Source organism: Mesorhizobium sp. WSM4306 (assembly GCF_007003975.1).
Classification (GTDB): Bacteria; Pseudomonadota; Alphaproteobacteria; order Rhizobiales; family Rhizobiaceae; genus Mesorhizobium.
Map to the genome: position 1 here is coordinate 189,072 of NZ_VFTC01000009.1, position 13,492 is coordinate 202,563.

The window sequence follows — 13,492 nt, forward strand, 5'->3', positions numbered from 1 at the left end:
ATCACACCTTCAGCAACAAATGGTCGCGTTCCCAACTCGTCACCACGCTCTGGAACAGGTCGAGTTCAACGCTCTTTACGCGCAGATAGGTCTGGAAGAAATCCTCGCCGAGCAATGCCCGCACCGGCTCGCAAGCGGTGAAACGATCAAGCGCCTCCTCCATGGTTTTCGGCAGCGTGCTTTTGATCTTGTAGGCATTGCCCGATGCTTCCACCGAGCGCGCCAGTTTCTGCACGACGCCGAGATAGCCGGCAAGCAGCGAACCGGCGATCGCCAGATAGGGATTGCAATCCGCACCCGGCAGCCGGTTTTCCACCCGCCTTGCGGCGCGGCCACCGGCCGGCACCCGCAGGCCGCAGGAGCGGTTGTCATGCGACCATTCGATGTTGGCCGGCGCGCTGTGGTTCGGCCTGATGCGACGATACGAATTCACGTTCGGCGCAAACAGCGGCATGATTTCCGGGACGTATTTCTGCAGGCCGCCAATGAAATGGCCGAACATTTCGGTGTCGGCATCATCGCTGTCGGCAAACAGCGCGGTGCCCGTCTTCTCATCGATGACAGACATGTGCAGATGCATCGAGCTGCCGGCTTGCGCGGCGATCGGCTTGGCCATGAAGGTGGCATGGATGCCGCTCTGTTGCGCGGCCTGGCGCGTCAGCCTTTTGAACAGCAGCACCTGGTCGGCGAGCGACACCGCGTCGCCATGCAGGAGATTGATCTCCAGTTGCCCCGGTCCCGATTCATGGATCAGCGTGTCGAGCGGCAGGCCGGCGGCCGCGGCATAGTCATAGACGCGGCGGATCACCGGCTCGAATTCCTCCAGCGCCACCATGTCATAAGGATGCTGTGAGCCTTCGGCACGGCCATTGGCGCCAAGCGGTGCGACCAGCGGCTGGTCGGGGTTGGGGTTGGGCGCGGTCAGATAGAATTCGACCTCCGGCGCCACCACCGCGCGCCAGCCGCGCTTCCGGTAGAGATCGAGCACGGCGCGCAGCACGTGGCGCGGCGAGGCCATCCATGGCCTGCCGTCCATGTGGAAGGCGTCGGCAAAGACATAGGCTTTGCCGGCGCCGCCACCCGGCGCCAAGCACAGCGTCTCGACGTCAGGCACCATGCGCATGTCCGGATCCTGATAGGCAAAGCCCTCATCGATCGAGCCGGAATAGCGGCCGTCGATGCTGACCAGGAAAGCGCTGCTCGGCAGATAGAGCGCGCGGTCCTCCAGCGCCTTGAGGAATTTGGCCGTCGGCAGCGCCTTGCCGCGCAGCACGCCGTTCATGTCGGGCACAAGACACTCGACTTCCGTGATGCCGTGCTGGTTAAGCCAGCTCTTGGGATCGTTGCCGGTGAAGAGAGTGGTGTTGGTATTTTTGTCCTGCATTTTGGTTCACGTACCTATGAGAGAGAGTATGGCTTGCGCGGCCACATTCGTTCCAGGGGTCAGCGCCATCCGGGCTGCATTCTCCCTGAGGCGGGCGCGCATCACATCGTCGGCCAGCAGGCCGAGAATGGCTCTCTCCAATCCCCCTTCGGTCCAGGCGTCGCGGCCGATATGGTCGCCGACGCCCGTCTCTCCCGCGCGTTGCGCATTGTCATGTCCGTCCCAGCAATAGGGCATGATCAGCGACGGCACGCCGAAGCGCAGCGCCTCGCAAAAGCTGTTGTTTCCTCCGTGATGAATAAACAGGTCGGACTTCGCCACCACCGAAGGCTGCGGAAACCAGGCGTCGAGATAGACATTGTCCGGCACCGCGCGATAGGCGTCGCGCAGTCCGCCGGCATTGACGATGAAGCGCGCCTGCATCCTGTCGAAGACGGCGAGCATGCGCTCGATCAGCCCGACATCCATGGCGCCGAGGCTGCCGAAGCTGACATAGACCAGCGGCCCGCCATTGCGCGGAAACACCGGCACCTCGAACGGCCCTTCCGACCGCACACAGCCTTCGAGATAAACGAAGCGATCCGGGTCGAGCGGCTCAGCGCGCTCGCGCCGCACGATCGTCGGCGTCAGCAGCAGGTTGAGATCGGGTGACGTCTCGAGAAAAAGGCCTTTGGGCAAAGGCGCGAGACCGGAATCCGCGCGAAAACGGTTGAAGCGATCATGCGCCGGCGCCGAGGCCGACAGATAGCGCGCCTCGAACGCCTCGCGTTGCGGGTCGTCGGCAGCCATCCCCGAGAGATAAGGCGGCACTTCGGCATCAGGCAGTTCCGTCTCGGCGCAGGAGACGACACGCACCCACGGACAGCCGGCCGCTGCGATCGCCGGGAACATGATGACGTTGTCGAGCACCACCGCGTCGGGCTTCAGCCGCGCCAGCAATTGGCGCAGCGGCGCCTCGGCATTAACCGCGGTGTCGACGATCGCCTGCCAGGTCGGCGCGACATAGGTTTCGAGCTGGTCGATCGGGCTCAGCCGGAAATGCGGCAGATGCCGGCGCACGAACGCCTGCCAGTAGCTCTGGCGGTCACTGTCGCTCAGCGGCTCGTTGGTCGGCAGCTGGTATTCCTGGAACCCGTAGTCGGCAAAGACACCGGAGAAACCGGCATGGCAGATGAAGACGGGCCGGGCGCCCCGTGCGCGCAATGCCTGTGCGATACCGACGCAATTCAACGCGGCGCCGAAACTGGCTTCGGGAAACAGCGCGATGGTCGGGCTGGCTTTACGCGTCAATTATTCCTCTTCAGTCCGGCCGGCGGATCATGCCGAACAGTGCGGGAGCTCCGCGGCTGGCCGCTTGCGGTCGCTGGTTGCGGGAGAGCCGCAGGTGGATGCGAAGCAGATCGGCAGCCACCTCATACTGCCGGCTTTCAAGATAGTCGAGTATGCCTAAGTGTTCGCGCAGCGATTGCCGCAGCCGGAAGACGTTGACGCCGGCATAGATGCCCGGCAGCCGGCGCAACCGGAGATGATCGGCCAGCGCATCTGAGACAAAGCGGTTGGCGCAGCCCTCGGCGATCATGCCGTGGAAATCCATGTCCAGTCGCTGGAACTCGCGCGTGTCGAAGTTTGCGTCTGGCAACGCCGACAGCACCTCCATACCCTGGCGCAACGCCGCCGCCCGCGCACCATCCAGCCGGAAGCCAGGCGCCAGGATCGCCGCCGGCTCCATCAGCAGCCGGAATTCATAGCTTTCGCCTTGCGCTTCCGGATCGTCCGGTGTGCGACGGAACAGCCAGGACTGGCCGGGCGCACGGTCGAGCAGATTCTCGTCCGTCAGTTTATTCAGCGCTTTTAGTACCGTCTTGCGATCGGCATCGTATCGTCGCATCAGCCCCGCGACGGTCACAGTCTGGTCCAGCCTTCGCGCCGAGCGATCGCGCAGGATCGCTTCGGCAAGCTCGTCTTCCTCGGCACTGGGAAGCTCGGCGGCGATCGCCGGCTGCGCGGCGAGATCGATCGCCAGGTGATAACCCGTGTCGGCCTCCCAGCGCACCACGCCCTGCCCGGCAAGCAGGCTGAGTGCGGCGCGCACCGGTGTGCGCGAGACATTGCACAGCGAGGCGATCTGCTGCTCGGGCAGGCGGGCGCCGGGCTCGAAGCCGCGCTGGCGCGCGACATCGAGGATGCGCTGCGCCAGATCGAGATGGTTGGTGCGAGGTCGTCTGGCTGCGGCTTGCATGACTGGTCCCGGCGGACGGAAGTGACTGCATTTGGTTTGGCCGATCGCCGAGCGAACGCAATCGGTCAGATTCCTCGGTCGGTTGGCAGATTATGGATTGACGTACTTTTTTCTGCAATAGTACTGTCAGCACAATCGGCGAGAAAAGACCGAGGGAACAGGATCGAGCCAGCGGCACGGGTCGCCGGCCTTGGTCCGGCGAATGAAATTCGACGATCAAACCGAATGGGAGTCTGCCATGACCGCTACCAGCCTGCGGCGCCGTGCGCTCAAAATATCCTCAATCGCTCTCGGCCTTGCTCTGGCGCTGTCGGCGCCGGCTGCCGCCGCCAACCTCGTCATCTCCAACTGGGACGGCTACATGGCGCCCGACGCCATGGCCGCCTTCAAGACCGCGACCGGCGTTTCCGGCGAAGTGGTGGTGCACGCCACCAATGAAGAGATCATGGGCAAGCTGATTGCCGCCGGCGGCAAGGGCTATGACGTGGTCTTCGTCTCCTCGCCCTTCGCCGAAGTGCTGAACAAGCTCGGCCTGACCGAGCCGGTCGATCCCGCCAAGATCCCCAACCTTGCCAACCTCTACCCCGAAGCGACAAAGCTGCCGCATGATGTCGGCAACACTTTTTCCGTCCCCTACACCTGGGGCACGACGGGCCTGTGCTACCGCTCCGACCTGGTCAAGACGGCGCCCACAAGCTGGAGCGACCTGCTCGCGCCCGCCGACGAGTTGAAGGGCAAGACCACCATGCTGGCGACGGATCGCTGGCTGCTGGCGGCCGGGCAGCTCGACAAGGGCTATTCGGTCAACGAGACCGACCCGGCCAAGATGGCCGAGGTCAAGGACCTCTTGATCTCGGCCAAGAAGACCCTGCTCGCCTATGACGACACCACCTTCTACTCCAAGCTGGTTTCCGGCGAGGCGCTGATGGTGCAGGCCTGGGACGGCTGGTGCAATTACGGCATCGCCGACAAGCCCGAGATCAAATACGTCATCCCCAAGGAAGGCTCGGACCTCTGGGTCGACACGATGGTGGTAATGAAGGCTTCCGAGCACAAGGACGACGCCTTCAAGTTCATCAACTTCATGCTCGACGCCAAGAACCACGCCTGGGCGGCACAGAACATCGATTACAAGGTGCCGAACAAGCCGGCGATGGAAAGCCTGCCGGCCGATTTCCTGGCCAAATTCCCCAACATGGCGATGCCGGTGGCCGACCTCGTCAAGTTCGAGCAGTTGCGCGACGTCGGCGAAGCCCAGCGCGACTATTCCAAGATCGTCAGCGAGATCAAGGCAGCGCAGTAAGCCCAGACATCACGGCCGGCGGCGCTTCTGCTGCCGGCCTTGAGCGGTACCCGAGAAATTGTCCCAGACCCGACTTCGCTCTTCGTTGCTGATGGCTCCGGCGCTGGTCTGGCTGACCGCGCTGATGGTGGTGCCGTGCGCACTGGTGCTGGCGCTCGCCTTTTTCCGGCGCGGCATCTATGGCGGCATCGACTACACCTTCACGCTGGAAAATTTCGGACTGGTCTTCGACCCGCTCTATGCCGGCATCTTCCTCAAATCGGCGCGCATCGCCGGCACGGCGACGCTGATTGCCGTGGTGATCGGCTATGCCGCTGCCTACGCCATCGCGGCCGCGCCGCGCCGGTGGCAGCCGGTGTTCCTGTTCTTCGCCGTGCTGCCGTTTTGGTCCAACTATCTGATCCGCACCTATGCCTGGATCGTGCTGCTCAACCGCGAAGGGCTGATCACGCAGCTCTTGCGCTGGTTCGGTTACACAGGCGAGCCGCCGTCGATGCTCTACACCGAAGGCGCCGTCATCGCCGGCCTGGTCTACAACTATCTGCCCTTTGTCATCCTCGCCTGCTACGCGCCGCTGTCACGCCTCAACCCGGAGCTCGCCGAGGCCTCGCGCGACCTCGGCGCTTCGGCCGCCACGACATTTCGCCGAGTCATCCTGCCGTTGACGGTGCCGGGCATCGCGGCGGGTGCTGTCTTCGTCTTCGTGCTGTCGATCGGCAATTTTGTCACCCCGGCGCTGCTGGGCGGCGGCCGTTTCCAGATGATCGGCAACCTCGTCTACGACCAGTTCCTGACCGCCAATGACTGGCCGTTCGGCGCAGCGCTGGCCATGGCGCTGATCGCCATCATGCTGCTGGTGCTGATGGCGCAGGCGCTCGCCGCCGACCGCGCCGCGGGGCGGGCAGCTGAGGCAAACGGTGGCGCCGATGGCTAAGTACACCTTCCTTGCCTTCTCCCCGTTCACGCGGCTCCAAACTATCGGAGGCTCGCGATGAACCAATCCTTGACCCGCACTCTCGGCATGCGGACGATCCTCGTTCTCGTCTTCGCCTTCCTATACATCCCGATCGCCGTGCTCGTAGCGTTGTCCTTCAACGAAGGCGGCTTGCCGACGGCATGGTCGGGCTTTTCGCTGAAATGGTATGCCTCGCTGGCCGGCAATTCCGCCATCCTGTCCGCCGCGCTCAACACGCTGATCGTGGCGCTGGTCTCGACCGCCATCGCTACGCTGCTCGGCACGTTGCTGGCGATCGGCGTCGAAATGCGCCGGCAATACGGCAAGGGCCTGGAGGCCCTGATCTTCGCACCGATGATCATCCCCGACATCGTGCTGGCGATCGCGCTCTTGTCGTTCTTCTCCATGCTCAATTTGACCATGGGCCTGCACACCATCATCCTCGCCCATGTCGTCTTCAACCTCGCCTTCGTCTGCTCGGTGGTGCGCGCCAGGCTGAAGAGTTTCGACTGGTCGATCGTCGAGGCTTCCGCCGATCTCGGCGCCTCGGCCGTCACCACTTTCCGGCGCGTGACCTTGCCGGTGATCGCGCCAGCAGTGATCGCCGGCGCGCTGCTTGCCTTCACGCTATCGGTCGACGAATTCATCATCGCCTTCTTCACCGCCGGCGCCGGCCGCGCCTCGACCACGCTGCCGATGCAGATCTACGCCATGATCCGCTTCGGCATCACGCCGGAGATCAATGCGCTGGCGACCATCGTCATGGCGGTCTCGATCACTGCGCTCACCCTGTCGCAGCGGCTCAACCGTGGGATCATCGGCCAATGAGCGAACCGCGCACGCTGCTGGCCATTGATCATGTGTCGAAGAATTTCGGCCGCGTCACCGCAGTCGACGGCATCTCGCTCGACATCCGGGAAAACGAATTCTTCGCGCTGCTCGGCCCTTCCGGCTGCGGCAAGACCACGCTGCTGCGCATGCTCGCCGGCTTCGAGACGCCCACGGACGGGCGCATCCTGCTCGACGGCCGCGACATCGCGAGAACCCCGCCCAACAAGCGCCCGGTCAATCTGATGTTCCAGTCCTACGCGCTGTTCCCGCATATGAGCGTGCGCGCCAACGTCTCCTATGGGCTGGAGATGGAGCATCTGCAGAAGGCTGAGATTCGCTCCCGCGTCGATGCCATCCTGGCCACCACCGAGCTCGGCCCCTTCGCCGACCGCAAGCCGGAGCAATTGTCGGGCGGCCAGAAGCAACGCGTGGCGCTCGCCCGCGCGCTGGTCAAGCGGCCGCGGCTGCTGTTGCTCGACGAACCGCTCGGCGCCCTCGACAAGAAGCTGCGCGGCGCCATGCAGCTGGAACTGAAGCGCCTGCAGCACGAAGTCGGCATCACCTTCGTCATCGTCACCCACGACCAGGAAGAATCGCTGGTCATGGCCGACCGCATGGCGGTGCTGAAGGACGGCAGGCTGCTGCAATGCGACACGCCGCATGCGATCTATGAACACCCCGCCGGCCGTTTCGTTGCCGACTTCATCGGCGTCATGAATTTCGTGCCGGGCAAGGTATCAGCCGATGGCGTGATCGCGGCGAACGGCGTGCGCATCGCCGGCAAGGTACCCGCCACGCTTGCGCCTGGCGCTTCCGCCGTCGCTTCGGTGCGGCCCGAACGCATCCGGCTGTTTCCGTCGGCCGACGCCGCCAACCGCACCACCGGCACGGTCGAGGCGCTGGCCTATCAGGGCCTCGACCTGCAGTTGCATGTCCGCACGCCGCTGTCGCCGAAACCGTTTCTGGTACGCGTCACCGCCGATGCCGCCGACCGTCGGCCGGTCTCGGCGGGCGACGAGGTCGAGCTCGGCTGGGATGCAGCCGATGTCAGAATTTTTGGGGAATAGAGGAGAAGCCTGATGGCGCAGAAGACGATCGCGTTTTTTCCGGAAGCCGCCTACGGCCCGGCGCTCAATTCCGTCGGCATCGCCCAGGCCGTCGAGGCACGCGGCCACAAGGCCGTGTTCCTGTCCGATCCCGGCTTCGTCGAGGTCTACAAGGGTTATGGCTTCGAAGCGCATCCGGTAAACCTGTCCGAGCCGATGCCGCCAGAGCAAATGGCGAAGTTCTGGGAAGACTTCATCAACGGCCACATCCCGAACTTCCGCAAATCGCCCTACGATCAGGTCGACAATTATGTGAAGGATTGCTGGACCGCGATCGTCGATAGCGCCAAGTGGGCGCAGAAGGATCTGCCGCGCGTGCTGGCCGCGATCAAGCCGGATGTGATCTGCGTCGACAACGTCATCCTGTTCCCGGCGATCAAGCAGTATGGCAAGCCGTGGGTGCGCGTCATCTCCTGCTCGGAAAACGAGATCGAGGATGAGGACATCCCGCCGCATCTCTCAGGCTGCGGCGAGAACGACCACGTCGGCCACCAGCGCTACCGCGATCACTTCAACGCGGTGATCAAGCCGATCCATGACGACTTCAACGCTTTCCTTACCGCCAACAATGAGGCGCCCTATCCGATCGGCCAGTTCTTCGAGGCCTCGCCCTATCTCAATCTGCTGCTCTATCCCGAGGCGGCGAAATTCAAGCGCCGCCATCCACTCGACCCGGCGAAGTTCCAGTATCTCGAAGGCTGCGTGCGGCAGGAAAAGCCGTACACCGTGCCGACCTTTGCCGAGAGCAATGACGGGCCGCTGCTCTATGTCTCTTTCGGCAGCCTGGGCGCCGGCGATGTCGATCTGTTGAAGCGCATCATCGCAACGCTGGCCAAGACCCGCTACCGCGCACTGGTCAATGTCGGCGGCTACAAGGACCAGTATACGGATGTGCCGCGCAACGTCATCGTCGAGAGCTGGTTCCCGCAGCCGTCGGTCATTCCGCAGGTCGATGCCGTCATCCACCATGGCGGCAACAACTCGTTCACCGAGTGCCTCTATTTCGGCAAGCCGGCAATCATCATGCCCTATGTCTGGGACGGCCACGACAATGCCACCCGGGTCCAGGAAACCGGCCATGGCTTCGGCATGCCGCGCTACGACTGGAGCGATGCCCAGCTGATCAGCAGGATCGAGACGTGCCTGACCGACCCGAAGATGAGGGCCAAGCTGGCGAAGACCTCGGCGCAGATGCAGGCGCAGAACGGCCCGGAGAAGGCTGCCGGCTTGCTGGAGGCGCTGTTGTGACCTCGTCTGCCCCGCACCTCTACCAGGCCTCCACCCGCACTGATCTCGTCGACTGGGGCACGCAAGCCGATGCGCTGGACGGTGCTTCGCACTCGACCGGCAGGCTGGTGCACAAAGGGCCGAACAACCAGCCGGAATCCGGCATCTGGGTGTGCACGCCCGGCCGTTGGCGCCTGAGCATTCCGCGCGACGAATTGTGCCATTTCGTTTCCGGCCGCGCGACCTACCGCTCGGATGTCGGCGAGGTGATAGAAATCGCGGCCGGGACCGTGGTCATGTTCCCCGCCGGCTGGACGGGCGAATGCACGGTGCATGAGACTATGCGCAACGTCTATATGCTGGCCTGAAAGCATGATCCCGAAAAGTGGAAGCCGGTTTTCTCCGACAAACGGGAACCGTTTTGTCCAGAGATCATGCTCAAGCAAGACCACAGCAACGGAGCTACACGACATGTCGACACCGCACTGGCCAAAGGCCTCGGCCGTGGACTTGGAGGATTGGGGCGTGGGCAGCAACACGATATCGGGATCGCCGCGCGCTTCGGGCAAGATCCTGTCGCAGAACCCTGACGGTTCGAGCGAATGCGGCCTGTGGTCGTGCACGCCGGGCTCGCGAAAAGTCATCTTTGCCGCCGACGAGTTCTGCCATTTCCTGTCGGGCCACGGCAGCTATATCCACGATCATGGCGAAGAGATCCCGGTCGAGGCCGGCACGCTAGTGTTCTTCCCCGCCGGCTGGACCGGTACTTCCAGAATCACTGATACCCTGACCAAGGCCTTCATGTGCCGCTGACCTCCAAGGAAATCGCTATGACCACGCCCACCATGCAATCCCCGCTTGCCATTACCGACCTGGTCGACTGGGGCGTCATCCCGACGATGATCGAGGGTGAGTCCCGCACCTCGGGCAAGCTGCTCTACAAGGGGCCGGAAGGCCGCTCCGAATGCGGGCTGTGGGTCTGCACCCCGGGCAAATGGCATTGCCACGTCACCCGCGACGAGTTCTGCCACTTCCTCGAGGGACGCTGCACCTATGTCCATGAATCCGGCGAGGTCATCGAGATCGAGCCGGACACGGCTGCCTTCTTCCCGCAGGACTGGAAAGGCGTCTGCACCGTCCATGAGACGATCAAGAAGGTCTACATGATTCGCTGAGCGGATCTGAGAGGATGTCCATGCATTTCTCCGCCGACCGGCCGACCTTCTTCGTCAACCCGGACTACCGGCCGATGACCGGGGCGGCAAAACCGGTGATCGATCCGGCGACGTTGGAAACGGTCGGCGCGATCGCTGCGGCCAGCGATAGCGAGATCGATGCCGTGCTGCGTGCTGCAACCAAGGCGCAGGCCGCCTGGAAAAAACTCGACGCCAAGAGCCGGGCCAAGCACCTGCATGCGGTCGCCAATGCCATCGAGGCGGCCGACTTCACCCGATGCGCCGAAGTGATGGTCCGCGAGATGGGCAAGCCTTATCCGGAGGCGATCGGCGAGATCGCCAATTGTGCGCCGATCTTCCGCTACTATGCCGAGATGGCGCGTGATGATGCCGGCAAGGTGGCCGGCACGACGCAGGCCGGCTCGTTCCAATATGCGCGCTACGAGCCGTACGGCGTCTCGGTCCACATCATGCCCTACAATTTCCCGATCCTGCTAATGTGCTGGACGGTGGCGGCTTCGCTTGCCGCCGGCAATGCCTGCATCATCAAGCCGGCCGAGGCGACGACGCTGTCGACGCTCGACTATATGAGCGTATTCCGCTCGCTGCCGGAGGGGCTTGTCTCCTGCCTGCCCGGCGCAGCCGCCACCGCGCAGGCGCTGATCGCGTCAGACCGCACCCATGCGGTGGCCTTCACCGGCTCGGTCGCTGCCGGCAAGGCAGTGGCGGTCGCCTGCGCCGAACGCATGAAGCCTTGCGTCATCGAGGCCGGCGGCAGCGATCCGCTGATCATCAGCGAACACGCGCCGCTCGACGTGGCGGCGGCCGGCAGCGTCACCGCTGCCTTTCACCTGACCGGCCAGGTCTGCACCTCGGCCGAGCGCTTCTTTGTCGTGGACTCGGTGCACGATCGCTTCGTTGAGCTGTTCGCCGAGAAGACGCGAGCGCTGCGCATCGGCAACGGCATGGACAAGACCGAGATCGGCCCGCTGGTCAGCGAGGCCGCGAGGGCAAAGGTGATGCGGCTGGTCAACGATGCTATCCGTAGCGGCGCCAAGGCAGTGACGGGAGGGCGCATCCCGCCGGCGCACAATACCGGCTGGTTCTACGAACCGACGATCCTGACCGACGTCACCCCCGATATGGCGATCGTGCGCGAAGAGTGTTTCGGGCCGGTCGCCGCGATCTGCCGCGTGAGGGATTTCGACGAGGCGATCCGGCTTGCCAATGACAGCCCGTTCGGGCTTGGCGCGTCGGTGTTCACCACAGACCTCGCCGAAGCGCATGAGGCTGCCGAGCGGCTCGAAGCCGGCATGGTCTGGGTCAACAATCCGCTGATCGACAATGACGCCCTGCCCTTCGGCGGCTGGAAGGCATCAGGCCTTGGCCGCGAGCTCGGCCGGCAGGGGCTCGACGCCTTCCGGCGCTCGAAGATGGTCATCATCGACCACAAGCCGGCGATCCAGGACTGGTGGTACCCCTACTCCGACAGCTGGTTCCGCGAGACCGGCGGCCGCAAGCACGTATGAGATGATCCGGCAGAGCTTTGCGTCAGCCGACGCCGCTCGCTCGCCTTGAATGGACTGCCTTGCCAGCCAATCACGGGCTACGTTCGCGCGGCGGTTCACGCGACTGGTTGGAGAGCCACCGCTGGCCTATGTCGCGCGATGGCGGATGAATCTCGCGGCCAAGGCGCTCAGGGAAACCAATCGCACTATTGACGAGATCGGACGAGCGGTCGGCTATGAATCGGCGCCTTCGTTGTCGCAGGCTTTCACCCGCCTGATCGCTATCGCCGAAGTTTGCAGCCGCTTGGCCCAACGACCTGAGTACCTGACCCCTCCGATATCAGCTGGCCGGGCCGGCAGATCTCGCTGATCGCGCCAATTTCATCGAGAGAGTAGACCGACCCGATCTCGGTCAAGAAATCAGGGGTCCGGGATTGGTTTGGCGACTTGGCTCGTCCTCGCTTAGCCGATGACTGCGATCGCATCGATCTCTATCAGGTAGCCGGGAGACATCACAGCTATCCCGACCACGACGTTTGCTGGCTTGTGATCCCCGAACAGCTCGATCTGGGCCTGTTCGATGATCGGCACGTGTTCGTCGCGTTTGTAATCGACGATGTAAATTGTGATCTTGCAGACCTGCTCAGGCCGAGCGCCGGCGGCAGCAAGCGCACGGCCAAGATTCCCGAATGCCAGGCGCGCCTGGGCTGCGAAATCACCATGGCCAACGAGCTTGCCGTGTATGTCTTCCGGCTGCTGGCCCGAGACGAACACCAGCTTGGTTCCTGTCGCGACGACGACCTGGCTGTACATTTCCGGAATCGGCAGATCACTGGGATTTATGCATTCGAGCGGCATTGAATAGGTCTCCTGCTATGACTGACGGGTTGCTTCGCGCAGATCAAAATACGAGGGTCTATTTGCGGATCTACGGCATTGTCGCCGAAGCGAGCGCTCCGTCACAAACTCACTTATACAACCGCAAGCGTCCGCATGTGAGCATCGCCGCGCACTGAACCGCCCTAGGTTCGTCGGAACCCAAGGGTTAAGTTAGGCTGCCATGCACTCCGCGTCGAGCATGGCGCAGCATGGATCTTCCGCCAGACGGAATGTTACCGACAGGCTCGAGCAGGCGGCGGTGGTTGAACCAACCCGGCCGGCCCCCACAGCAAAATACAAAAAAGCCCGCTTGTGGCGGGCTTTTTTGATGTTGGTTGCGGGGACAGGATTTGAACCTGTGACCTTCAGGTTATGAGCCTGACGAGCTACCGGGCTGCTCCACCCCGCGTCAACTTTGTGTAGGCCGATGCCTACAAATAGGATGGCCCTATAGATATGTAGATGGCTCACCAAATGAAAGGGCCGCTTGCGCGGCCCGGGTTCCCGTTGGCGGGCCTTATGCATGTCGCCCAAAAGTGGGTAGCGGTTTTGGGACGACGACATGCATCACAAAAATCGTAATGAGAAGATTTCACTTCATCCAATTTCTGGATGTGAGTTCAACGTGCGTTTGGCAGACCTGGCAGCGACCTACTCTCCCGCGTCTTGAGACGAAGTACCATCAGCGCTGGAGCGTTTCACGGCCGAGTTCGGAATGGGATCGGGTGCAGCCGCTCCGCCATAACCACCAGGTCGGCAAAACGCACGTTATTCGAGAAGCTGGGTTAGGGATTAGGCAGTAGGGAATAGTGAGTAGGCAATACCCACTCGCTATCAGCTTGTGCCAGATGCCTGTCTTTTCGTGCCTGAGCGACATCCACAGTT

General features: G+C 63.1%; 13 protein-coding genes, 1 tRNA gene and 1 rRNA gene. 9 read left to right on the forward strand and 6 right to left on the reverse strand.

Annotated features, from left to right (window positions below):
- Window position 1 precedes the first annotated feature (1 nt).
- The 3 genes from FJV77_RS13765 to FJV77_RS13775 are packed head-to-tail and all read right to left on the reverse strand — an operon-like array spanning window position 2 to window position 3,623.
- Window positions 2-1,384, reverse strand: a complete 1,383-nt coding sequence (locus FJV77_RS13765) for a glutamine synthetase family protein (RefSeq protein WP_142867340.1) — start codon at window positions 1,382-1,384, stop codon at window positions 2-4.
- Window positions 1,385-1,390: 6 nt separating this feature from the next.
- On the reverse strand, window positions 1,391-2,674 hold the full coding sequence (locus FJV77_RS13770) for a glycosyltransferase (RefSeq protein WP_142867341.1): 1,284 nt from the start codon (window positions 2,672-2,674) through the stop codon (window positions 1,391-1,393).
- A 10-nt stretch (window positions 2,675-2,684) separates the two neighbouring features.
- Entirely contained in the window at window positions 2,685-3,623 is a 939-nt protein-coding gene (locus tag FJV77_RS13775) for a GntR family transcriptional regulator (protein ID WP_142867342.1), read from the reverse strand.
- Between the two features lie 238 nt (window positions 3,624-3,861).
- On the opposite strand from FJV77_RS13775, the gene FJV77_RS13780 reads away from it, so the two are divergent.
- The 9 genes from FJV77_RS13780 to FJV77_RS13820 all read left to right on the forward strand — a co-directional run bounded on the left by FJV77_RS13780 (window position 3,862) and on the right by FJV77_RS13820 (window position 11,749).
- Window positions 3,862-4,926 (forward strand): spermidine/putrescine ABC transporter substrate-binding protein, encoded by a 1,065-nt coding sequence (locus FJV77_RS13780; RefSeq protein WP_142867343.1) that lies wholly within the window; start codon window positions 3,862-3,864, stop codon window positions 4,924-4,926.
- Window positions 4,927-5,017: 91 nt separating this feature from the next.
- Entirely contained in the window at window positions 5,018-5,860 is an 843-nt protein-coding gene (locus FJV77_RS13785) for an ABC transporter permease (RefSeq protein ID WP_142867361.1), read from the forward strand.
- 57 nt (window positions 5,861-5,917) lie between these two features.
- Window positions 5,918-6,709, forward strand: coding sequence for an ABC transporter permease (locus FJV77_RS13790; protein ID WP_142867344.1), 792 nt, complete (start codon window positions 5,918-5,920; stop codon window positions 6,707-6,709).
- A complete protein-coding gene (locus tag FJV77_RS13795) occupies window positions 6,706-7,779 on the forward strand; it encodes an ABC transporter ATP-binding protein (RefSeq protein WP_142867345.1) in 1,074 nt (357 codons plus the stop codon). The genes FJV77_RS13790 and FJV77_RS13795 overlap by 4 nt, the downstream gene beginning before the upstream one ends.
- Before the next feature lie 12 nt (window positions 7,780-7,791).
- Window positions 7,792-9,066 carry a glycosyltransferase gene (locus tag FJV77_RS13800; RefSeq protein ID WP_142867346.1) on the forward strand — a complete coding sequence of 425 codons (1,275 nt, stop codon included), beginning with the start codon at window positions 7,792-7,794 and terminating at the stop codon, window positions 9,064-9,066.
- On the forward strand, window positions 9,063-9,413 hold the full coding sequence (locus FJV77_RS13805) for a cupin domain-containing protein (RefSeq protein ID WP_142867347.1): 351 nt from the start codon (window positions 9,063-9,065) through the stop codon (window positions 9,411-9,413). The genes FJV77_RS13800 and FJV77_RS13805 overlap by 4 nt, the downstream gene beginning before the upstream one ends.
- Before the next feature lie 103 nt (window positions 9,414-9,516).
- Window positions 9,517-9,858 carry a cupin domain-containing protein gene (locus tag FJV77_RS13810; protein WP_142867348.1) on the forward strand — a complete coding sequence of 114 codons (342 nt, stop codon included), beginning with the start codon at window positions 9,517-9,519 and terminating at the stop codon, window positions 9,856-9,858.
- Between the two features lie 17 nt (window positions 9,859-9,875).
- Entirely contained in the window at window positions 9,876-10,220 is a 345-nt protein-coding gene (locus FJV77_RS13815; protein WP_142867349.1) for a cupin domain-containing protein, read from the forward strand.
- Between the two features lie 20 nt (window positions 10,221-10,240).
- On the forward strand, window positions 10,241-11,749 hold the full coding sequence (locus FJV77_RS13820) for an aldehyde dehydrogenase family protein (protein WP_142867362.1): 1,509 nt from the start codon (window positions 10,241-10,243) through the stop codon (window positions 11,747-11,749).
- A gap of 441 nt (window positions 11,750-12,190) precedes the next feature.
- Here the strand turns inward: FJV77_RS13820 and FJV77_RS13830 are convergent, their stop codons facing one another.
- The 3 genes from FJV77_RS13830 to rrf form a co-directional block, all read right to left on the reverse strand.
- Window positions 12,191-12,586 carry a RidA family protein gene (locus tag FJV77_RS13830; RefSeq protein WP_142867351.1) on the reverse strand — a complete coding sequence of 132 codons (396 nt, stop codon included), beginning with the start codon at window positions 12,584-12,586 and terminating at the stop codon, window positions 12,191-12,193.
- A gap of 353 nt (window positions 12,587-12,939) precedes the next feature.
- Window positions 12,940-13,016, reverse strand: a tRNA-Met gene (locus FJV77_RS13835).
- Between the two features lie 229 nt (window positions 13,017-13,245).
- Window positions 13,246-13,360, reverse strand: a 5S ribosomal RNA gene (gene rrf, locus FJV77_RS13840).
- Between the last annotated feature and the right edge of the window lie 132 nt (window positions 13,361-13,492).

What these genes read in the sequence shown, in the direction of transcription:
- FJV77_RS13765 (WP_142867340.1), bottom strand. Translation starts at nt 1,384, where the DNA reads ATGCAGGACAAAAATACCAACACCACTCTCTTCACCGGCAACGATCCC.
- FJV77_RS13775 (WP_142867342.1), bottom strand. Translation starts at nt 3,623, where the DNA reads ATGCAAGCCGCAGCCAGACGACCTCGCACCAACCATCTCGATCTGGCG.
- FJV77_RS13780 (WP_142867343.1), top strand. Translation starts at nt 3,862, where the DNA reads ATGACCGCTACCAGCCTGCGGCGCCGTGCGCTCAAAATATCCTCAATC.
- FJV77_RS13785 (WP_142867361.1), top strand. Translation starts at nt 5,018, where the DNA reads ATGGCTCCGGCGCTGGTCTGGCTGACCGCGCTGATGGTGGTGCCGTGC.
- FJV77_RS13790 (WP_142867344.1), top strand. Translation starts at nt 5,918, where the DNA reads ATGAACCAATCCTTGACCCGCACTCTCGGCATGCGGACGATCCTCGTT.
- FJV77_RS13795 (WP_142867345.1), top strand. Translation starts at nt 6,706, where the DNA reads ATGAGCGAACCGCGCACGCTGCTGGCCATTGATCATGTGTCGAAGAAT.
- FJV77_RS13800 (WP_142867346.1), top strand. Translation starts at nt 7,792, where the DNA reads ATGGCGCAGAAGACGATCGCGTTTTTTCCGGAAGCCGCCTACGGCCCG.
- FJV77_RS13810 (WP_142867348.1), top strand. Translation starts at nt 9,517, where the DNA reads ATGTCGACACCGCACTGGCCAAAGGCCTCGGCCGTGGACTTGGAGGAT.
- FJV77_RS13815 (WP_142867349.1), top strand. Translation starts at nt 9,876, where the DNA reads ATGACCACGCCCACCATGCAATCCCCGCTTGCCATTACCGACCTGGTC.
- FJV77_RS13820 (WP_142867362.1), top strand. Translation starts at nt 10,241, where the DNA reads ATGCATTTCTCCGCCGACCGGCCGACCTTCTTCGTCAACCCGGACTAC.
- FJV77_RS13830 (WP_142867351.1), bottom strand. Translation starts at nt 12,586, where the DNA reads ATGCCGCTCGAATGCATAAATCCCAGTGATCTGCCGATTCCGGAAATG.